15 protein-coding genes are annotated in these 18,932 nt (G+C 57.3%); 5 read left to right on the top strand and 10 right to left on the bottom strand.

Going from position 1 to position 18,932, the window contains the following annotated elements; all coding sequences use genetic code 11:
• Positions 1-101 precede the first annotated feature (101 nt).
• Together SH661x_RS22080 and SH661x_RS22075 are read left to right on the top strand one after the other, a co-directional pair.
• Positions 102-608: an OsmC family protein gene (locus tag SH661x_RS22080; protein ID WP_437226115.1), complete on the top strand. Its 507-nt coding sequence runs from the start codon at positions 102-104 to the stop codon at positions 606-608.
• A 286-nt stretch (positions 609-894) separates the two neighbouring features.
• Positions 895-2,328, top strand: a complete 1,434-nt coding sequence (locus SH661x_RS22075; RefSeq protein WP_437226113.1) for a serine/threonine-protein kinase — start codon at positions 895-897, stop codon at positions 2,326-2,328.
• A 45-nt stretch (positions 2,329-2,373) separates the two neighbouring features.
• On the opposite strand, the gene SH661x_RS22070 is transcribed toward SH661x_RS22075, so the two are convergent.
• The 4 genes from SH661x_RS22070 to SH661x_RS22055 form a co-directional block, all read right to left on the bottom strand.
• Entirely contained in the window at positions 2,374-3,387 is a 1,014-nt protein-coding gene (locus SH661x_RS22070; RefSeq protein WP_437226111.1) for an aldose 1-epimerase, read from the bottom strand.
• A 69-nt stretch (positions 3,388-3,456) separates the two neighbouring features.
• A complete protein-coding gene (locus tag SH661x_RS22065) occupies positions 3,457-4,347 on the bottom strand; it encodes a TIGR03009 domain-containing protein (RefSeq protein WP_437226110.1) in 891 nt (296 codons plus the stop codon).
• 351 nt (positions 4,348-4,698) lie between these two features.
• On the bottom strand, positions 4,699-5,949 hold the full coding sequence (locus SH661x_RS22060; RefSeq protein ID WP_437226108.1) for a BON domain-containing protein: 1,251 nt from the start codon (positions 5,947-5,949) through the stop codon (positions 4,699-4,701).
• Positions 5,950-6,362: 413 nt separating this feature from the next.
• Positions 6,363-6,854: a hypothetical protein gene (locus tag SH661x_RS22055; protein ID WP_437226106.1), complete on the bottom strand. Its 492-nt coding sequence runs from the start codon at positions 6,852-6,854 to the stop codon at positions 6,363-6,365.
• Positions 6,855-7,232: 378 nt separating this feature from the next.
• On the opposite strand from SH661x_RS22055, the gene SH661x_RS22050 reads away from it, so the two are divergent.
• Both SH661x_RS22050 and SH661x_RS22045 read left to right on the top strand, forming a co-directional pair.
• Positions 7,233-8,699, top strand: a complete 1,467-nt coding sequence (locus tag SH661x_RS22050) for a glutamate--cysteine ligase (protein ID WP_437226104.1) — start codon at positions 7,233-7,235, stop codon at positions 8,697-8,699.
• A gap of 198 nt (positions 8,700-8,897) precedes the next feature.
• Positions 8,898-9,905, top strand: coding sequence for a M14 family metallopeptidase (locus tag SH661x_RS22045; RefSeq protein WP_437226102.1), 1,008 nt, complete (start codon positions 8,898-8,900; stop codon positions 9,903-9,905).
• A 33-nt stretch (positions 9,906-9,938) separates the two neighbouring features.
• Here the strand turns inward: SH661x_RS22045 and SH661x_RS22040 are convergent, their stop codons facing one another.
• From SH661x_RS22040 to SH661x_RS22025, 4 genes are all read right to left on the bottom strand, one after another.
• Positions 9,939-11,249 carry a GspE/PulE family protein gene (locus SH661x_RS22040; protein ID WP_437226100.1) on the bottom strand — a complete coding sequence of 437 codons (1,311 nt, stop codon included), beginning with the start codon at positions 11,247-11,249 and terminating at the stop codon, positions 9,939-9,941.
• Between the two features lie 89 nt (positions 11,250-11,338).
• Positions 11,339-11,842 (bottom strand): STAS domain-containing protein, encoded by a 504-nt coding sequence (locus SH661x_RS22035; RefSeq protein WP_437226098.1) that lies wholly within the window; start codon positions 11,840-11,842, stop codon positions 11,339-11,341.
• A 169-nt stretch (positions 11,843-12,011) separates the two neighbouring features.
• Positions 12,012-13,196 carry an FG-GAP repeat domain-containing protein gene (locus SH661x_RS22030; protein WP_437226096.1) on the bottom strand — a complete coding sequence of 395 codons (1,185 nt, stop codon included), beginning with the start codon at positions 13,194-13,196 and terminating at the stop codon, positions 12,012-12,014.
• Positions 13,197-13,485: 289 nt separating this feature from the next.
• The gene (locus SH661x_RS22025) at positions 13,486-13,632 is read right to left on the bottom strand and encodes a hypothetical protein (protein WP_437226094.1); all 147 of its coding nucleotides are present in this window, start codon (positions 13,630-13,632) and stop codon (positions 13,486-13,488) included.
• 32 nt (positions 13,633-13,664) lie between these two features.
• On the opposite strand from SH661x_RS22025, the gene SH661x_RS22020 reads away from it, so the two are divergent.
• Positions 13,665-13,856, top strand: coding sequence for a hypothetical protein (locus tag SH661x_RS22020; protein ID WP_437226092.1), 192 nt, complete (start codon positions 13,665-13,667; stop codon positions 13,854-13,856).
• A 399-nt stretch (positions 13,857-14,255) separates the two neighbouring features.
• Here the strand turns inward: SH661x_RS22020 and SH661x_RS22015 are convergent, their stop codons facing one another.
• Positions 14,256-16,295 carry a PrkA family serine protein kinase gene (locus SH661x_RS22015; RefSeq protein ID WP_437226090.1) on the bottom strand — a complete coding sequence of 680 codons (2,040 nt, stop codon included), beginning with the start codon at positions 16,293-16,295 and terminating at the stop codon, positions 14,256-14,258.
• A gap of 379 nt (positions 16,296-16,674) precedes the next feature.
• Complete coding sequence (thrS, locus tag SH661x_RS22010) at positions 16,675-18,864, bottom strand: threonine--tRNA ligase (RefSeq protein ID WP_437226088.1); 2,190 nt, start codon at positions 18,862-18,864, stop codon at positions 16,675-16,677.
• Positions 18,865-18,932: the final 68 nt, after the last annotated feature.

Below are 18,932 nucleotides of genomic sequence, written 5' to 3'. Positions count from 1 at the left end.
GGCGGTTGATTCCCGGAAAAAATGTCCTCCCATCTCCGGGAATCCGCGAAGGAAATCATCACCCGGCAGGCGATCGCTCCTCTCTTCACCGGAGAATTCAGATGAACTCGGCAGAACTTCGTGCGATGCAGGCCCCTTTTAAAGATCGTTACCGGCAATCCCCGGAGACGGCGCTGCAGGACCTGACCGCATCAGGGAAAATTGATTTCAAAACGGTCACCTGCGAACTCGACCATCAGGGACCCCCGCTGAGCAGAACTGGCCTGCACCCTCTCACCGGGGGGGACGGCACTGCCGCCTGTGCGGCGGAAATGCTGTTGGAAGCGCTGGTTGGCTGTGCGGGAGTCACATTTGCTGCCGTCTGTACCGCCATGGAACTGCCGGTGGAAGCTGCGAAATTAACCGCGACTGGTTCGCTCGATTTTCGCGGCACGCTGGGGGTGAGCCGGGAGGTCCCGGTCGGGTTTCAGTCCGTACGACTGGAATTCTTTGTGAAATCGACTGCACCTGACGAAAAAATTGCGAAAGCAGTGGAACTCGGCGAGCGATACTGTGTCGTTGCGCAGACACTCAAAGGGGTGACCGCCAGCTGGCAGCGGGTCGATTGAATCCCGGGAAGGACTCCGCTCCAGGGGGCAATTCGATGATTCACCACAGAGGCACGGTGACACGGAGGAAAAAGATAAGAACCACGAATCAAGCGAATTGAACGAATGATGTTGAGACAAGTCCCGTGTCGGATCTCACGAAAGATGAGAAGGACAGAAGAAATTCACCTCATTCGTGACATTCGCGGTTACAAGAATCTCCGTGCCTCTGTGTCTCCGTGGTAAATATCGACTTCACTGACACGACATTCGACTTGAGATCTTTAAGACCAAGAATCCCCGTTCCATGGCTGCTGCCGATCCACTGACGATTTACTGTCCTGCCTGCAACGAAGCCTTCTTGGGTCGGATGGGCAAGGCTGTTTGTCCTCGCTGCGGCATGCCCGCCGGGATGCTGGACGATGCGTCGCTCAACACCATCACATTCTCGCTGGCGGAGATCAGCCATCGGGACCTGCGCGCTCAGCGGGTGGAGCGGGAAACGGACCTGCTGGCACTGATCGGGACCGACATCGCCCAGTATCACGTCCAGTCACTTCTGGGACGGGGAGGAATGGGATGGGTCTTCCTCGCCCGACACCTGCAGCTCAACCGGGCCTGTGCCCTGAAGATCCTTTCTCCTTCGCTGGTCGAAAAAGATCCGGAATACCTCGAACGCTTTTATACCGAAGGTCAGGCTGCTGCGTCGTTGAATCACTCCAACGTCGTGACTGTTCATGCGATCGGAACTTCAGAAGGGAAGCATTTTCTCGAGATGGAGTTCGTCCCCGGACGTTCGTTGCAGAAGGTTGTGAATGAACAGACGCTGCTGCCGTTGCGGGCCACGAATATCGCATTGGGGGTCGCACAGGGACTCGCCACTGCACACCGCATGGGGGTGGTGCATCGGGATGTCAAACCGGACAACATTCTCCTGAACCATCAGGGGAACCCAAAGATTGGGGACTTTGGGCTCGCCAAGCGGCTGCATGGAAGCACGGTTTTCGAAGGGGCTGGAATGCTGGCGGGGACGCCGCACTTCATGGCCCCGGAACTCTTCCAGGGGATGGAAGCGACTCCCGCCAGCGACGTGTATGCGTTAGGGGTTTCACTGTTCGTGATGCTGACCGGTCACGTCCCTTTCTCGGGGGGAAACTTCCATTCACTGGCCCAGTCCATTCAGCATGAGCCGTTCCCGAATATCCGTCAGCTGCGGCCGGATGTTCCATTGGAGCTGGGCGAATGTCTTGGAGCGATGCTGGAGAAGAGCCCGTCCAATCGTCCTCAAAGTGGAGTGGAAGCAGCACAGCTCCTGCAGGCGATTCTCGGGCAGGTGCGTGACCTGGAGACATTGCTGCATGAAGCCTTCGCACATGAACCGGAAGTGACGTGGGAACGGAAGGGACAGTTTTACGAGGTGCGGGTGATGATGCCCGATGGCCGAAGCCAGCTCGTTAAAATTGAAATCAGCAAGCACGACATCGACGAACGTCTTCTTCAGATCTACAGCCTGTGCTGCCCTTCGCAGTCTCCGTTTCACGAACAGGCACTGCGACTCAATTCATCGATGTCCCACGGGGCGATTGCACTGCGTGAAGTGGATGGAGTCGATTACTACGTCACGTTGAACAACTACCCGCTGGGGACGGTGGATGTCGAGGAGATCCGCAAGAGTGTTCTCGACCTCGCCAGTCACGCCGATCGAATTGAAAACCGACTCACGGGCGAAGATCGACACTGATCTGAACCGCACGCTCTCACAGAAGAGTGCGGACGCTGGCGGGATTCACACCAGGATCGGACTGACCTGAAGAACGCACCATGTCTGTGCGACCCCCTTGGGACCAAGCACCTGCAGACCTGCATTCAGGTCACGCGGCTGCAGATTGATGGCATCGGTCACACAGGTATACGGCTCCAGGCAGATCGAGTCCCGTTCGGGAGGAGTGTAGGCCACCATCTCGCGAAAGAACTCGGCATCACAGACCTGGGTCAGCTCGATTCCTGCACGTTCATCAAAGATGGAAGTGCGAACGGTCCCGCCATCGGACTGCCAGCCAGTGAAGACGTTATCCAGCTTCTGGGCTCCAAACCGTGCTCCGTTTCGCAGTGCAAAGGAGTTCTCGACCGGGAGACGTCGACCTGTCGGAATCAGCTGGTCATCCAGTTCCCATTCTTCGCTGATGGGGACAGTCGCGATGCAGTCTTTCGGACTGCTGTTCGCTCCAAAGGGGAGTTTGAAGTACGCATGGGTTCCCAGTCCCCACGGAAGTGTTTTCGTCGTGGGGTTTGTGATCCGGAACTGGCACTCCAAACGATTCTCAGTGACGCGATAACGGACATCGATGATGAAGTCGGTCGGCCAGGCGGCCAGTCGATCGGGAGCATCGACGGACAGCTGAAACCGGCCCGTGACGGAATCCTTCGACTGGTCAACGACGCGCCAGGGACGGTCCAGGCAGAAGCCGTGAATGGCATTCGTCACCCCCTCTTCAAGAGGGATCTGATACTGGGTTCCTTCCCATTCAAACCTTCCGCTGCGGATGCGGTTGGGAAAGGGAAAGAGAATGGGGATGCCATAGCTGCTGGGTCGGGCCTGCCCTTTGAGAACATCCGCAGGAGCGTCGATCACGCTGACCCGATGGCCGTCGATGACTGCTTCAAAGAAGAAGCAGTTGAAGCCAAGTTCAGGGGCAATCCGGGCGGCCGCGCCGCTCTCGGGATCGGAGATCAGAATGGCTTTGGTCATAGTGACCGGAGTGTAGCAACTGAACAGATGGAGTTCAGCATCAGTGAACAAAGTACGCCGCACTCTCCGAGTGCGGCAATCCCCTTCAGCATTCCATGAGAATCTCAATCGAGACCATCATTATCGAAGCATGATCCCCTGATTGTTTCCACCTTTGACTTCCCGTTCAGCGGGAGGATCAGCGCGCTGGTTCATGATCTCTTTAAATCCGAACATGGTCGGCTTCCAGGGAGCGGTCGGCAGCCAGGGGCCGACGACATTGTCATGCTTGCTGAAGACGTACACTGTTTCTTTGTTGCCGGTGGTGTCCATCAGCTGGACCGCCTGAGGGAGAAACGTGTTCGGGTCGAGCAGCACTTCCGCGACGCGGTACTCACGCTGTTCGGCGGGCATTTTCGGGTAGGCGATGATGTGAATGATCTTCTTCGGATCATGCAGGCTTCCCAGCTCCAGCATGTAGCGCTGCTGCATTTTCTGGGCGTTCATCCCGAACAGGAACGGCAGCGGGCCGTCTGCAATGTTCTGCCCTTGGAACTGCAAAGGGATCTCGATCTTGTTGTATTCTTTCTTGGCAATGTCGATGTCGAGAATCTCTTTTCCGTTGCAGATCCAGGTCTTGGCCTGATCCGGCTGACAACTGAATTCGATCTCGCGCTTCTTGGTTTTCTTTCCTTCAGCCGCTTCATTGGGAGTGAAGTCCATGCGGCCTTTGTCGGGGCCCTCGTACCAGTACCGACCCGTGGCGCAGCGTGCTGTCTGCATGATGCGGTCGTATTCCACCCGGGAGAATTCTCCCTTGCTGCGATTCACCGATCCGGACTGCTTTTCCCAGGTCTTCAGAATTTCAATCAGCTCGGGTGAGAGGCCGACTTGAGTTTCCAGCGGTGCCGGGCGTCCTGCTTCGGCAGCAGCCTGTCGAATCTCCTGTGCCTGAGTCCAGCTCGACAGGCAAAGTCCGCACAGGAACAGCCAGGCTGTCTTCCGTCCGGATTGAGTCAAGAATTGCAACATCGGCGCAGATACCTTCCATGGTGAGACCGGCGTTTCTTCGCTTCCATTCAGGAAGCGTCCTGATTTCCCTGATTTGCCAAAGCACATCCGGGGGCAGGAGGAAACCGGCGGGAGTCTAGTTCGCCTGTTCAATCGGTGAAAGATCGATTTTGAGTCGGCAGCCAGCTCTGGGCGCTCAGCTTTCAGCAGATTCTGATAGTTCGGCGACGGCCTTGGGAGGCTGATCGTTGACTGCTGTCAGCTTCCAGCTCCAGCTATGAAAAGACCTCCCGGTGAATTCCGGGAGGTCAGCATCATTCAACCAATCACCAAAAACTCTGCTGCATCCCTGTCAACGGTTAACCCCGTTGATCAGTGCCAGTTATGGGGGCTGAGGAACCACCACCAGCGGTCCGTTTTCGAATCGAATTTCAGGCTCCATGAGCCGTCATCCCATTCGAGGGTCGACTTCCGCCAGTCGAGCGGAACCTGCGGATACGGGTAGTAAGGTCCGATGTACGGCCACGCACTGGCGTCATACTGAGTCGGGTAGCTGATCGCTGCCGAGTTGTCGTACGGAGCGTAGCTGGGCCAGGCGTAGTTCGGCATATTCGGCTGGTTGTACAGGTGATGTCCACCCGTCTGCTGAATATTTCCGTACTGCGGAACCGGTCCGTTCTGGCTCGGAACCTGCATCATGGCCTGAGCCTGCTGTACTGGCATCCCTGCAAAAGCACCGGGAGGAGGATAACCTCCCTGAGCTCCGGGATATCCGGGGGGCATGCCCTGACCTGGAGGCATCATTCCTTGAGCCTGCGACATTCCTGGTGGCATTCCCTGCCCCTGCGGCATGCCGTAATTCGCGGGCATGACACCTTGCTGGGGCATCTGGGGACGCTGGGCAGCCTGCGGCATACTGACTGGCTTGCCGTTCACGGTCAGCTGGTTCAGGACCTGATTGACACCTGGAACTCGGGAGGCGGCAGCATGTGCACGCATGGCCTGTTCCTGGCTATCGACGGCACCGATCAGGCTGGCGACACCCGCTTTGTAGCGGATTTCAATGTCGTAGCCGCTCAGACCAGCAGAAGTCATGGAGTCGGCGATGTTCTGGGCAACCGCCTGATTGCTGACCGGGGCGGCGGCGTTTTCGTGGTTCACCTGCTGAACACGTTTGTCGCCTGCACCCTGGTGGCTTGCATGCTGAACGGGAGCGGCCGCTTCGTGAGCGGCAGCAGCCTGCACCGCGGCGGAGGCAGCCTGTGGTTTGGCAGCGGAAACCGGAGTAGTTTGTGGTTCAATGAGAGTCAGCTTGTTTTCCACGGTTTTCACCCCGGAAACCCCACTGACAATGCGAGTGACCAAAGCTCGCTGGGACGCGTTTTGAATCTGTCCCTTGATGGTAGCCACTCCGGACAGGTACTCGATTTCCACGTCTTTATAGACGAGTTGAGCCTGACCCAGAGCGGCGGCAATATCCGCGGCAACCTCTTGATTTCCGCGTTCGGGCGATTGTGCAGCTGCTGAATTCCCGTTCAGGAAATCCAGTGGGCCAGCCACTGTGAGACTGGGAACTGCCGCCAGCAGCCCGAGGCTCAGTGCCCATTTCCGTGGCAGAAGCATGGACTTACTCCTTAAGTCGTTTTTGGTTGTTCCCATTTTGCCTTCACGCGGAAAACGCACAGCGTCAGCAATCGGGCGCGGAACAGATCGAATGATGTCGGTCTTCATCGGCCAGAAAGGTCCGTCCGAATGAGTTATTCTGCCTTTTTCGGATGGAATGGTTGTTCTGAACGGGCAGACACAACAGCTGAGGAGAAATGCGTGGTCTGGGTGGAGTTTGTCCGCGTTCGCACGAGCGTATTTCGGGTAGGCGGTCGAGGCCGGACTGAGCGCATCGAGGAAAGTTCGGGGGATTCGCGAGTTCACTCGAACCCGGACACACGTGAGTGAAGCTGTGAATACGCACGGGTCAATAAAAAAACCGCCACTCATCAGGAGTGGCGGCCGGTGACTTTCAAGCTCGCAAAACGACTTTAGTCCTGGTAGTTCACAACCAGCGTGCCATGTCGTTCGGTCACTTTGACGGAGTACTTACCGTAGTTGAAGACCGTCCGGTTATGGCGAGTGCTGCATTCCACTTCTTCGCACGCACAAGGCGGAACGCAGATTTCGATGAAGACGCACTTGCAGGGATTGCACGGATCTGGAACCGACACAATCTTGCTCACTGCACAGGGAGCGATGTTGCGTTCGTGCACGACGCGAACCTTGCGATACAGCGGAATCGCTCCCCCGACGGAAGAATCACAGACAATGCAGCCGGGTTCGGTCACAACAACGCCAGCGGGGACTGGCTGCAGTCCTGGCGAAGGTGGCAATTCCGAGCTTGGCGTCGGGACCGGTGTCGGCGAATACTGGGCCTGATAATTAATCGGCCCGGTCACTTCCGGTGCCTGCATCGGCGGGCGGGCGAAAGCGGTGGTCGCTGCACCGACAACCAAAGCCAAAGTCAGCAAACGTTTCATCTCTAGTCTCCCCTGTCTTCCATTGTTTCGGCGAAACACACAATCAGGCGTCCGGGTACAGATCCCGTTGGCCTCTGGCGTTGGTTCCTCACCCCTCCATGAGCGTGATCGCCAAGTTCCAAAACTCTCTCACGTTCGATTCTCAGAGTCGTAACCGCGAGTTTTGGGAATCATAGAGAATTTCGACCGCCGTCAACAGAAAAACTCAAGAACTCCCACTTCTTCTAAAATATCCAAATTGTCTGATCCAATTCCTTCAGCACCAACGGAAACGTCGGAACTCAATCCCGTCACATCGGTCTTGCCCGATGTCAGTTCTGTGGGAGACTGCAATGGAGGCCGGGAAACGAGTTTCACTGGGTTGGAGCTCATTGCAAAATGCCTGACCTCAATGAGTTCGGACAGTTCAATGGACACCAGGGGGGACTCGTCATGGGGCGAGAGATTTCCGCCAGCCATTTTCAGCATGCCGATTTCCACCGCTTCGAACGGCGGATGGTGACGGAGATGGCCCTGCTGCATGAATACTTCAGAACCGGGAGATTCTCCTCAGCGCCTCCTTGCATCGGGCTGGAACTGGAGATGTGGCTGACCAATCTGCTGGGGGAGCCTCAGCCTCGCAACTCCGAATTCTTAGACCGCGTGGGCCTGCCGGACGTCGTTCCAGAGTTGTCACAGTTCAATGTCGAATTCAACGTTCCTCATCAGCCGCTGACGTCGGTGGGGCTCTCTGCGCTGGAACGGGATCTCGGGGAGACCTGGAAGGCTGCGGAATTGGTTGCACGACAGATGGAGATGTCGCTGGTGGCGATCGGCGTGCTCCCCACGATTGAATCGAAAGACCTCTCGCTGGCTACGATGTCAGAAATGAGTCGGTTTCGAGCCCTGAATGAGCAGGTGCGGCGACTGAGACGCGGACGCCCGATCCGGATTCACATTCCCGGGGAAGAGCTGCTCTCGCTGGAACATGATGATGTGATGCTCGAAGCAGCAGCCACATCACTGCAGGTGCATTATCAGGTTCCGCTGGCCCAGGCTGTCCGCTACTACAACGCTGCCGTCATTGCTTCCGGACCGGTGCTCGGAGTTTCAGCCAACTCACCATTTCTGTTCGGAAAGCATTGCTGGGCGGAAAGCCGTATTCCGCTGTTCGAGTCCTCGGTCGAGCTGGGGGGGCCGTTCCCGCGTGTGCACTTTGGCAGCGGGTACGCCATGGACAGCCTTGAAGAGTTCTTTCTGGAGAACAGGTCCTGTCATCCGGTCCTGCTTCCCATTGAAGTGGATGAGCCGGTCGAGATGCTGCCACATCTGCGACTGCACAATGGCACGATCTGGCGTTGGAACCGGCCGCTTGTCGGCTTCGACGAAAACGGACAGCCTCACCTGCGGATCGAACACCGAGTCATGCCGGCAGGTCCTACCCTCATCGATATGCTCGCGAATATCGCATTCGCCACGGGGCTGATTCACTGGCTCGCCACGCACCCCTCAGCTCCAGAATCGACTTTTCCATTCGAGAAGGCAGAGCAAAATTTTCAGCAAGCCGCCCGTTCTGGAATCAATGCGGAGCAGACGTGGATCAACGGAGAAACACTCTCCTTGCCGGAGCTGATCTGGGAACATCTGCTTCCAGCGGCGCGAACTGGACTGCAGTCGCTGAACATTGACTTCCGGGACATCGGCCGTTATCTCGAAATTATCGAGAAGCGGGTGCAATGCGGTCAGAACGGGGCCGTCTGGCAGGTGAAGTTCGCAGAGAAGTACGGACGGAATCTGCCGGCACTGACCCGGACTTATTCGGCTTTGCAGAAGGAGGGACGGCCGGTGCACGAATGGGAAGTCTGATTTCAATCGGCGAGCGGGAGACGTCAGTCTCCCGATACTGCGTCGATTGTTCATCGGGAGACTGACGTCTCTCGCTCGCAACGCTATTTAGAGCGGTTTTGCGAATAATCTATTACGTTCCGCAGGCGATAATATGGACTTTCATGCGGTGATGGTCCTGAATCGCCTGCACATGATAGACCAAACTGGTCTAGAAACATGATGTTTGATATTCGAGACTGTCTTCCTCCGGACTTTCTGAACGTCTCCGCTGCGGAGATTGAAAGCGTCTTCCCTCGGCCAACACTCGTGCATCTTCCGGGGCTTCGCCCAGAGCCTCTGTTTGTATCGTTGCTGTTGCACGGCAATGAAGATGTCGGTCTCAAGGCAATTCAGCAGGTGCTGCGAAGGCTGGAATCGCAGCAACTCCCCCGAGCGTTGAGTCTGTTTATCGGGAACGTGACAGCTGCGAAGCACGGACTGCGGCGACTGCCGGGGCAGGTCGACTACAACCGTGTCTGGCCCGGATCGGATCACGAAGTGGAACCCGAGCTGATCATGATGCACAGCATCGTCGAGCAGATGCGTGCCAGAGACGTCTTCGCGAGTCTCGACCTGCATAACAACACCGGCACCAATCCTCACTACGCCTGCATCTGTTCCACCGCGAATCGCCATCTCCAACTGGCGTCTCTCTTCAGTCGCACTGTCGTTTACTTTACTCGACCTCGCGGTGTGCAGACGATGGCCTTTTCGCAGATTTGCCCTTCGGTCACCTGCGAATGCGGCAAAGTGGGGGATGCCAGCGGAGTCGACCGTGCTGCCGAGCTGGTCCTTGCCTGCCTGCACCTGTTGGAAATTCCTGATCACCCGGTGCCAGCGGGCGACGCCCATCTGTTTCATACCGTGGCGACCGTGAAGGTCCCGGAAGAGGTCTCCATGGGCTTTGCCGACGACCCTGCCGATCTGATCTTTCCTGCCAATCTTGATCACATGAATTTCTGTGAAGTGGGGCCTGGTGCGGAGATCGCCTGCCGCCCGCCTCACTCAGTCGCCCGGCTGCAGGTCCTGAACGAAGCGGGGGAAGATGTTCATTCCGAATACATCAGCGTGGTCGGAAATTCGCTGCGGCTGAAGAAACGTGTGCTCCCATCCATGCTGACGCTCGATCAGCGCGTGATTCGACAGGACTGCCTGTGCTATTTCATGGAACGCTATGACGTGTGAGCCTTGCGGGGCCACACTCCCCTGAGACAGGGGCTAAATCAGCACACGGATGACTTCTTCAACCGACGTTACTCCGTCAAGGACTTTCTCACGGGCCGATTCTTCGAGCGTAATCATCCCGTTGGCTCGGGCGTAATCGGAAATGCTTCGGCCGGGCTTCCCTCCCAGCAGCATGTCGCGAATCTGCTCATCGACAAACATCACTTCGAACACTCCGGTTCGCCCGAAGTATCCTGTGTGGAAATTGGCGTCGGATGGAATGCCACGCGCGAGTCTCACCTGATTCTGCTCACCCTCATCCAGCTTCAAAAATTCTCTGGCGACGGCATCCGGCGAGTAATATTCACGGTCCTTCACGCAGACTTTGCGAAGCAGCCGCTGGGCGACGATGCATTTAACGGCATCGGCCAGGAACATGCGGGGAATCTGGAACTCGCGGAACATGTCGATCGTGGATCCGGTATCTCCCGCATGCAGCGTGCTGAGCACCCGTGTCCCGGTCAGTCCGGCTCGAATCGCGATATGAGCCGTTTCAGCATCACGGATTTCGCCCACCATGATGACGTCGGGATCCTGCCGCAGGACGCCTCGCAACGCTTCGATAAACCCGAACTCAATCCGGGGATCAACCTGAATCTGGTTCACCCCGTCGATGCGGCGTTCGACCGGATCTTCAATCGTGACGAGACTTCGCTGCGGGTGGTTCAGTGCGGACAAACAGGTGTAGGTGGTCGTGCTTTTTCCGCATCCGACCGGGCCCACGCTGAGAACGACCCCATACGGGGAATGAATGCCTCGGCTGACCTGTTCGATCTGGCTGGGAGTCATCCCCAGCTGGCCCAGGTTGTTGAATCGCTGGTCGTCCGACATCAGCCGCATGACGACCCGCTCACCGTAGATTGTCGGTCCGGATCCGACGCGGACGTCGCGATTATGTCGCAGCGTCTGGCTGGAGATCCGACCATCCTGCGCCGATCGGCGTTCGGTGATGTCCATGTTGGCCAGCAACTTGATGCGGGAGATGACCTGCGGTGTGTACTGGTTGTCCAGCTTCAGGATGTTGTGCAGAATTCCATCGAGTCGCAGCCGCAGCTGCAGGCCGTCCCGCTGCGGATCGAGGTGGATGTCGGTCGCGCCCAGCTCGAATGCGCGTTCGAGTAGCAGCTCGATCAACGGAGCTGCTCCGACCACGCTGAGCAGGCTGTACAATTCTTCCTGCAGGGCCCGTTGCCGGGCTTCCGGAGGGAGTGCAGAAGTCGTCACATGAGGCGTGCCTGCACTGGCGGTGTCCTGCGGGGGATGACCATTGGGAACGGGAGTCGGGGCCTTGTCAAACTCGGGCATGTCAGTTCCGCAAACTCATTGAGGGAAACAATCAGACACAGTTGCAGGCAGACGCTTTCACACAATCGAAGACCGGATTTGGTCGCTCCCTAGCGATTCGCCAGGTAGACCAGGGCCCCCATCAGAACGAGTAACGCCGTCACGGCACCCAGCGTGAAAAACAGGAGTCGGTGCCGGGAAGGGGCGCCCGCTGTGATGGACTCCCTGCTCAGCTCTTGCTGAACGGGCCGCACCCCAAGCTTTCGTGAAGCTGTTTCGGGCTCCTGGGTAATGGTCCAAACCTTGTCCAGGCCCGCCAGCTGAATGACCTCGAGGACGGCAGGATGAGGACAGAGCACCACCATCTTGCCCCCTTTCGACTGCACCACCTTCCAGATGCGAACAATCAAAGCGACAATCGCGCTTCCCATGTAGTTCATCGGGGAAAGGTCGACGAGGCAGGCAGGGGCGTTGCGTTTTTCCAGCTCAGTCCGGACTTGAGTGCCGAAAGTTTCGACATCCGCCCAGCTGGCCTGTGTGATGGCAGGCCGCAGGATGACGGTAACGGAGTCTCGCTGGGACCGCACTTCGCAGGGGGACGTTGCGGTGTCCAAATTGCATTTTCCTTAGAAGGATGATCCAGAACGGAGAAGATGGCTGTATTTCACGCAGCCGACTCCCTTTCCGCAAGTCAGTTCCATGCACTCCCCGTCGAATCTGATAGAATTTTACCCTTCCTCGATCAGCGGCCAACCGCCGACATGACGCGATGGATTCCGCCGTTCAGCGGGCGGTTGGGGTGGTAGATTTGAGCGGATTCCACAGGATCTGCGTCCCGTCCTTGCCCGCGACGATCACGTCGAGGTCGCCGTCCCCATCCAGGTCAGCCGTCCGGATCTGCAGACCGATCCCGGCGATTCCCTCGTTGATCGTGTGCCGGGTGAATTTGCCGGCATCGTCAATCGTGTAATAACAGACGATCGCAGGCTCCGCTGCCCCGGGGTCGCCGCCGTTATGCGCCCGCACGCGTTTGCCGGTGATCAGGTCTTCCCGGCCATCGCCGTCCATGTCTGCAAAATGCAGGCAGTGCAGCTGTGAAAACGACTTGTCGATCACTTCCTTACGGAAGTTAAGTTTTCCATCGGCAGCAGGCTCTTCCGCGTACCAGACGAACAGCCCGTAATCGTGCGGGTTTCCGATGATGATGTCGTTCCGGCCATCTTTGTTGATGTCCCGAACCAGCACCGGGACGCTCCAGCTTTCATCCCAGTCGGTGTGCAGCTTCCAGGGGCCGCCCAGTGACTCCCCTTCCGGATGCTCCAGCCAGCCAGCCCCCGTGAGAATGTCGATCCGGCCATCGTTATTGACGTCACCAAACCCGAAACCGTGCTTCTGACCGGTCTCGGACAGCAGGTGGCGGGTGAGGGTGGGGCCTTTCTCTCCAGCTGCGAATTCCCAGGCGACGACGGGATTGGTTCCGACCCAGGAGTTCGTGATCCACTCGGGTTTGCCGTCCCCGTTCAGATCCTGCATGAGCGTCCCTTCATTGGCCCCGAGCCCGGTGTCGACGAGCAGATGCTTGGGCCAGAGTCCCCCTTTGAGAATGTGGTCGGCTCCGGGGTTTTCGTACCAGTGAATCCCGGTCGAAAAGAAATCTCCCGCGATCACATCCGGTCGGCCATCGCCGTTGACGTCGTACGCAAAATCGCCGTTGGAGTGAACGTAACCTCCCTGATCTTCGATCGTGCGGACAGGCCGCGCGGTCCAGTCCGGATTGTGATACCAGTTCCGGCCAGCGACGATGTCCAGCTTACCGTCCCCGTCGAAATCCGCGACATCGCAGCCTTCATTCAGGTCCACAGTGAGAACCTGAACCTCGAATGGCCCCGGGTCAGCGGCACAAGCAGCACCTGCACTTGCGAGAAAGGAGGCCAGGACGGCAAAGCTGCAAACATCGGGAGATCGCATCGTGTCATTCCTCAGAGATCAAAGTCGAAGCATGAACTCTGGTATGACCGATTTCCCGCGCGGGATCAACTCAATGCCGAGCAGATCAGTCCGTTGCGAAGAAAAAGAGCACTGATTCGACGTTCTTAGTGAGTGATCAGATCCAGCTTTTTGAGGCGGGAAGACATGCGATCAACCGCTCCTGGTAGGCGTCTTCTACGTTCAACGACATCTCGGGTTCTCGAAGGATGGATTGGGCAATCTCTACAACCTGGATAATACCCAGCGCTGATCAAAACGGGAAACAGAGTTACCCTTCGGGGTGATCGAGCAGTTCTTCCAAGCGTTCACGGAGCAACTCCGGAAACCATGCTGGCCAATCGCTGTCGATCAGGCCGACATCGATGAAGTCCCGCAGGTGAGTTCGACTCTCCCTGTCATAGAACACCAATAACATCCGTACCAGCGCTTCGATGTCGACAACGTGGAATGGCCCGCTTGTATCGCACTCATCAACATCTGGAGTGGGACAGGCATACTCCTCCCGACTTTCTCGCGGGCAAAGAGCACATGGACAGCATCCCGGGCGGTCGCCCCCTCGCCGTCGAGGAACATATCGATCGAGGCGACGTGTCGGTAACGAAACCCGGCTTGCTCCATCGCAGCAATCGCTCGGGGTAAGTCAGAGCGGCGAATCAGAATGTCAACGTCGCGGGTGTTTCTGACGGCCGCTTCATCCACTCGCGAAACCCAGGCTGCGACCGCGTTTCCGCCAGCTATCGCATAAGGGATCTGCGCCGATTCCAACACCGCTGCCGTTCGCTGAAGTCACTCTTTGACTTTCTCCACGGCCCGGATCATCCTTTCCCAGGAAATTTCGCCAATTTGAGGCACCCGGGACATCGTTTTACTTCGTCGGTTCGGTGTCAGAAGCGGTTTCAAAACAGAGCACTGTTTTTCCATCGCTGCGAGGAGAGGTCACTTCTTTCAATTTTACCGTTCCCTGTTCAGAAAATCCTTCCACATCGAATTTCCGGTCACGGGATGACCGGGCTTCTGGGTGATTCACTCAACGAACTCTCAGTTCTCCTTCGTATCGCCGCGTGCAAAGATGCTCGCCACGTACTGGAGCACGTCGGTAGCGGATTCCTCGTTGTACCCGTAGGTACGGATCAGGCGGCTTTTCACGATGTCGATCTTGGCCTGCGTGTCCTTGTCGACGACTTGCGAAACGAGGCTGGTCAGTTTGATGGAGTCTTTCTGATCTTCGAAGAGCTTCATCTCGAGTGCCTTCTGCAGACGCTCGTTGGTTTTGTAGTTGAAAGTCTTGCCGTCGATCGCGAGAGCTCCGATGTAGTTCATGATCTCCCGGCGGAAGTCGTCCTTGCGGGATTCCGGGATGTCGATCTTTTCTTCGATCGACCGCATCAGACGCTCGTCCGGCTGCTCGTCATCCCCCGTGAAGCGGTTCTTCACCTTTTCATGCTGGGTGTAGGCCTTCACGTTGTCGATGTAATTCGAGCAGAGCCGGGTCAGGGCGTCTTCATCGGCGGCGATCGCCCGCTGAACTTCGTTTTTGACGATGTCGGTGTACTCATCCTTGACGATCGAGATGAGCTGACGGTAGTGCTCGCGAAGTTCCTCACTGCCGATGAGCGAATGGTGCCGCAGCCCTGCTTCCAGCTCGTTCATCACCATGAACGGGTTCAGGCTCGTCGCTGTCGTGTTGACGACCAGTGCGTTGGAGAGCTTGTCCTGCACGTAGCGGGGTGAGATTCCTTCCAGTCCCTCGTGCCGGGCCTCCTTGTGCAGCTGTTTGATGTTCTCTGCAGTGAAGCCCGGGAGCGATTTTCCGTTGTACAGCTTCATTTTCTGCAGCAGGGTCAACCCGTGATGCTTAGGTGTTTCCAGCCGCGTCAGGACGGCCCACATGGCTGCCACTTCCACGGTATGCGGGGCGATGTGCTTGCCGCGAACCCGTTTGGGGTGATAGCTCTTGTTGTAGATTTTTACTTCTTCATTGAGGGTGGTGACGTATGGAACGTCAATCTTGATGGTCCGGTCTCGCAGTGCCTCCATGAACTCGTTGGACTGCAGCTTCCGGTATTCCGGTTCGTTGGTATGACCGATGATCACCGTGTCGATGTCGGTCTGCGCGAACTTCTTCGGCTTGATCTTGTGTTCCTGTGAAGCCCCCAGCAGGTCGTAGAGAAACGCCACGTCCAGCTTGAGGACTTCAATGAATTCAATCATCCCTCGATTGGCGACGTTGAATTCGCCGTCAAAGTTGAAGGCGCGCGGATCGGATTCGGTTCCGAACTCCGCGATCTTGCGATAGTTGATATCACCGGTCAGTTCGGTGGAGTCCTGATTCTTTTCGTCCTTGGGCTGGAATGTGCCCACCCCGACCCGGTCCTGCTCAGACAGGAAGACTCGTTTGCAGACGACCGTCTCCAGAACTTTCGTCCAGTCGCCGTCGAATTTGGCGAGCCGTTCCTGAAAATACCAGCGGGACAGCGGGCACACCTGCCCTTCGATTTCAATATCGTATCCGTGGTCGTCGCGGTCCTTGTTGAGGAACTCCGCCAACTCGGCCCGGGCGGAATTGGGGATGAGAAGCAGCGGCTCGCAGTTCATCGGATCCCAGGTGATGCTGCCGTCGTCTTCCTTCCATCCGAAGGTGTAGAGAGCCCCTTCTTCCGTGCGGCTGTAGCGTTCCAGACCCCGTTTGAGCAGACGGGCGATGGTGGACTTCGAACTTCCCACCGGTCCGTGCAGCAGCAATACGCGACGTTCAGTTCCGTACTTCAAGGCTGCGGAACGGAAGACGTTCACCAGTTCAATGAGGGTGTGCGTCAGACCGAAAATGGCGTCTTCGCCGTCGTTATGCGGGTCGTCGAAGAAGCGGTAGCGAATCTGGTCTTTGGTTCCTTCGACCGGATAGGTCCCTTCCTGCAGGATCATGTCATAGATCCGCTGGTAAGAGGTCCGGGCGACAGCTGGCTTGTGTTTGACCAGATCCAGGTATTCGGCGAACGATCCCTGCCAATGATCATGCCGGAACTGATCTTTGTTCTGGCGGGAGGAAATCTGAGCGAGTAGAGCTTGTCCTGTTGTCATGACAATTACCTCCAGGAAAGCAAAACCGGCAACCGGTCGTGAGCGGAGATGTTCCTCGGGTGTCGCGACAGCTTCTCCCGGGAGACCGGCAAAGAGGCGAGCAGGGCCGGGAGAAAGACCGCGAGCGAGGACGGAAAACCGTCCATGGCCAGCTGCTGAATTGCCAAAGGAACGGACAGAGCGCGGAGGGGTGTTCCATCTTGGGTCCACCCGCACCAATCAGTTGAAAACTCTTGGAGCGAAGGAAGTTGTCCTTCATGAACACGGACATCCTTCACTCCGTAGTATTATCACCGCGAAGAGACTTCAGGCAATAGCAGAATTCCGAGAGGAACATTTAGCCCCACACTTCAAGTGTGGGGCTAAACGGAAATTGCCGTTAATAATCGCCCGTGGCCGCGTCTTCATCTCCACCGGATGCAAAGCCGCTGAAGCTCGATTTTACAACCTGTCGAATGGCGAGGGTGTCGCGTTCTCTCTGCAGTTTCGCCAGCGCATCTGCCACGGTCATGAACCCGAGGTCTCCTTCAATCCGGTCGCGGACGGAGACTCCACCCTGTTCCTTGTCCTTGGGCCCGATCACGAGCATATACGGGATGAGTTCCAGCTGCGCGTCGCGAATCTTCTTCTTCACGTTGGCCGACTGGCGATCGATTGAAACGCGGAATCCGGCCTGACGGAACTGGTTCTGGACTTCTTCGCAGTACGGAAGCATGTCGTCGTTGAGACCGAGGATGCGAATCTGCTCCGGGGCCAGCCACAGCGGGAACGCAGCTGCGAAGTGCTCGATGAGCATTCCGACAAATCGTTCCATCGAACCGAATGGAGCCCGGTGAATCATCACGGGACGATGCGTGGCGTTGTCCGCTCCCACATACTCCAGCTTGAATCGTTCCGGCAGATTGTAGTCGAGCTGGACGGTTCCGAGCTGCCATTCGCGTCCGATGGCGTCTCGCACCATGAAGTCGGCTTTCGGTCCGTAGAACGCAGCCTCCCCTTCGCACTCGGTGAAGTTCAATCCGCTTTCGACCAGAACTTTCCGCAGCGTGGCTTCCGCATTATCCCACAGCTCCGGGGAACCGACATACTTATCGGATGCGGGGTCGCGCTTGGAGAGCTGCACCCGGTAATCCTCCAGGCCGACGCTCGAAAGCACGTATTTCACGAGGTCGAGAGTCTCTTTGAATTCCTGTTCAACCTGTTCGGGAGTGCAGAACAGGTGAGCATCATCCTGAGTCAGACCGCGCACGCGGAGCATCCCGTTGAGCTCACCAGACTGCTCGTGACGATAGACAGTGCCGAACTCAGCCAGACGAACCGGAAGGTCGCGGTAAGAGCGAGGCTGCGCCTTGTACATCTGGATGTGATGTGGGCAGTTCATCGGCTTGAGGAGGTACCGCTCTTGAGACTGCTCCCACTTCTTCAGATAAGCGAGCTTGTCTTCGGAGTTGCCCGCTTTCGGGTAGTCGTTGAACGGGCAACCCAGATCCTGGGCTGCTGCCAGAAAGTCGACTTCGAATTTCTCGGACAACTCCCCGGCGACCAGGCATTGCTTCCAGTGATCGACGAGCTGGCCGGCGGGATGACCGAAAATCGGAGCAAACTGAGAATCGCGGTAGTAAGGGAAGTGACCGCTGGTCTCGTACAGTTCAGCTCGACCCACATGAGGCGAGTAAACCGGTTGATAGCCCCGCTTCAACAGTTCCTGCTTAATGAAATCTTCCAGCAATGCACGCACCGTGGCCCCCTTCGGCAACCACAGGCAGAGTCCCTGTCCGACTTCGTTGGAGATTGCGAACAGGTGATGAAGCTTGCCGAGCACGCGATGATCGCGGCGCTTGGCCTCTTCCACCTGATCGAGGTACGCCTGCATTTCCTTCTTGTCGAAGAAGGCCGTGCCGTAGAGTCGCTGCAGGTGCTTGTTACTGGCGTCCCCCTTCCAGTAGGACCCGGCAACATTCAACAGCTTGAAGGCTTTCACGCGGCCAGCATCAGGAATGTGCGGGCCGCGGCACAGGTCGACAAACTCCCCCTGACGGTAAAAGCTCAGGGAAGGATGATCCTTGAGACCGGTTTCAATATGTTCGGTCTTGAGTTCCTGCTTGAGGTCCCCGACAAACTTGATCGCTTCATCCCGGTTCAGATGGAACCGCTCGAAGGGCTCGGCTGCTTTGACGATCTCTTCCATCTCCGCTTCGATGCGGGGGAAGTCCTCTTCGCGAATCGGGGTTTCCAGATCGAAGTCGTAATAGAAGCCGTTGCCGGTGGTCGGTCCGAATGCCAGTCCCACACCGTCGTACAGCCGCATCACCGCGCGGGCCATGATGTGGGCGCAGGAATGCCGCAACACTCCCAGTGACTGTGCATCTTTGGTGGTCAGCAGACGCAGCGGAATCGGATCGAGACTGCTCACTTCCTGCAGTGGGCGGGTGGCATCGACAATCACGCCATCGACCTGGGCAGCAATGGTGGCATTGGCCAGACGTTCGCCAATGGACTTGGCGACATCCAGAGCGGAGGTGCCGGCCGGGTAATCCTTAATGGTGCCGTCAGGAAGTTGAATCTGCATGGAAGGGCTTTCAGCGGTCTGCTTTCTTCGGTCAGCACAAACAGAATCGCACTCAGGCCTGCAACAGG

The sequence above is a fragment of the Planctomicrobium stercoris genome, assembly GCF_051465655.1.
In the GTDB taxonomy this organism is placed as follows: Bacteria; Planctomycetota; Planctomycetia; order Planctomycetales; family Planctomycetaceae; genus Planctomicrobium.
The sequence above is the reverse complement of the archived record's forward strand: the minus strand, read 5'-3'. Positions and strand labels throughout refer to the sequence as shown.

What these genes read in the sequence shown, in the direction of transcription:
- SH661x_RS22045 (WP_437226102.1), top strand. Translation starts at nt 8,898, where the DNA reads ATGATGTTTGATATTCGAGACTGTCTTCCTCCGGACTTTCTGAACGTC.
- SH661x_RS22055 (WP_437226106.1), bottom strand. Translation starts at nt 6,854, where the DNA reads ATGAAACGTTTGCTGACTTTGGCTTTGGTTGTCGGTGCAGCGACCACC.
- SH661x_RS22020 (WP_437226092.1), top strand. Translation starts at nt 13,665, where the DNA reads ATGGCCCGCTTGTATCGCACTCATCAACATCTGGAGTGGGACAGGCAT.
- SH661x_RS22030 (WP_437226096.1), bottom strand. Translation starts at nt 13,196, where the DNA reads ATGCGATCTCCCGATGTTTGCAGCTTTGCCGTCCTGGCCTCCTTTCTC.
- SH661x_RS22015 (WP_437226090.1), bottom strand. Translation starts at nt 16,295, where the DNA reads ATGACAACAGGACAAGCTCTACTCGCTCAGATTTCCTCCCGCCAGAAC.
- SH661x_RS22075 (WP_437226113.1), top strand. Translation starts at nt 895, where the DNA reads ATGGCTGCTGCCGATCCACTGACGATTTACTGTCCTGCCTGCAACGAA.
- SH661x_RS22060 (WP_437226108.1), bottom strand. Translation starts at nt 5,949, where the DNA reads ATGCTTCTGCCACGGAAATGGGCACTGAGCCTCGGGCTGCTGGCGGCA.
- SH661x_RS22025 (WP_437226094.1), bottom strand. Translation starts at nt 13,632, where the DNA reads ATGTTATTGGTGTTCTATGACAGGGAGAGTCGAACTCACCTGCGGGAC.
- SH661x_RS22050 (WP_437226104.1), top strand. Translation starts at nt 7,233, where the DNA reads ATGCCTGACCTCAATGAGTTCGGACAGTTCAATGGACACCAGGGGGGA.
- SH661x_RS22040 (WP_437226100.1), bottom strand. Translation starts at nt 11,249, where the DNA reads ATGCCCGAGTTTGACAAGGCCCCGACTCCCGTTCCCAATGGTCATCCC.
- SH661x_RS22080 (WP_437226115.1), top strand. Translation starts at nt 102, where the DNA reads ATGAACTCGGCAGAACTTCGTGCGATGCAGGCCCCTTTTAAAGATCGT.
- SH661x_RS22065 (WP_437226110.1), bottom strand. Translation starts at nt 4,347, where the DNA reads ATGTTGCAATTCTTGACTCAATCCGGACGGAAGACAGCCTGGCTGTTC.
- thrS (WP_437226088.1), bottom strand. Translation starts at nt 18,864, where the DNA reads ATGCAGATTCAACTTCCTGACGGCACCATTAAGGATTACCCGGCCGGC.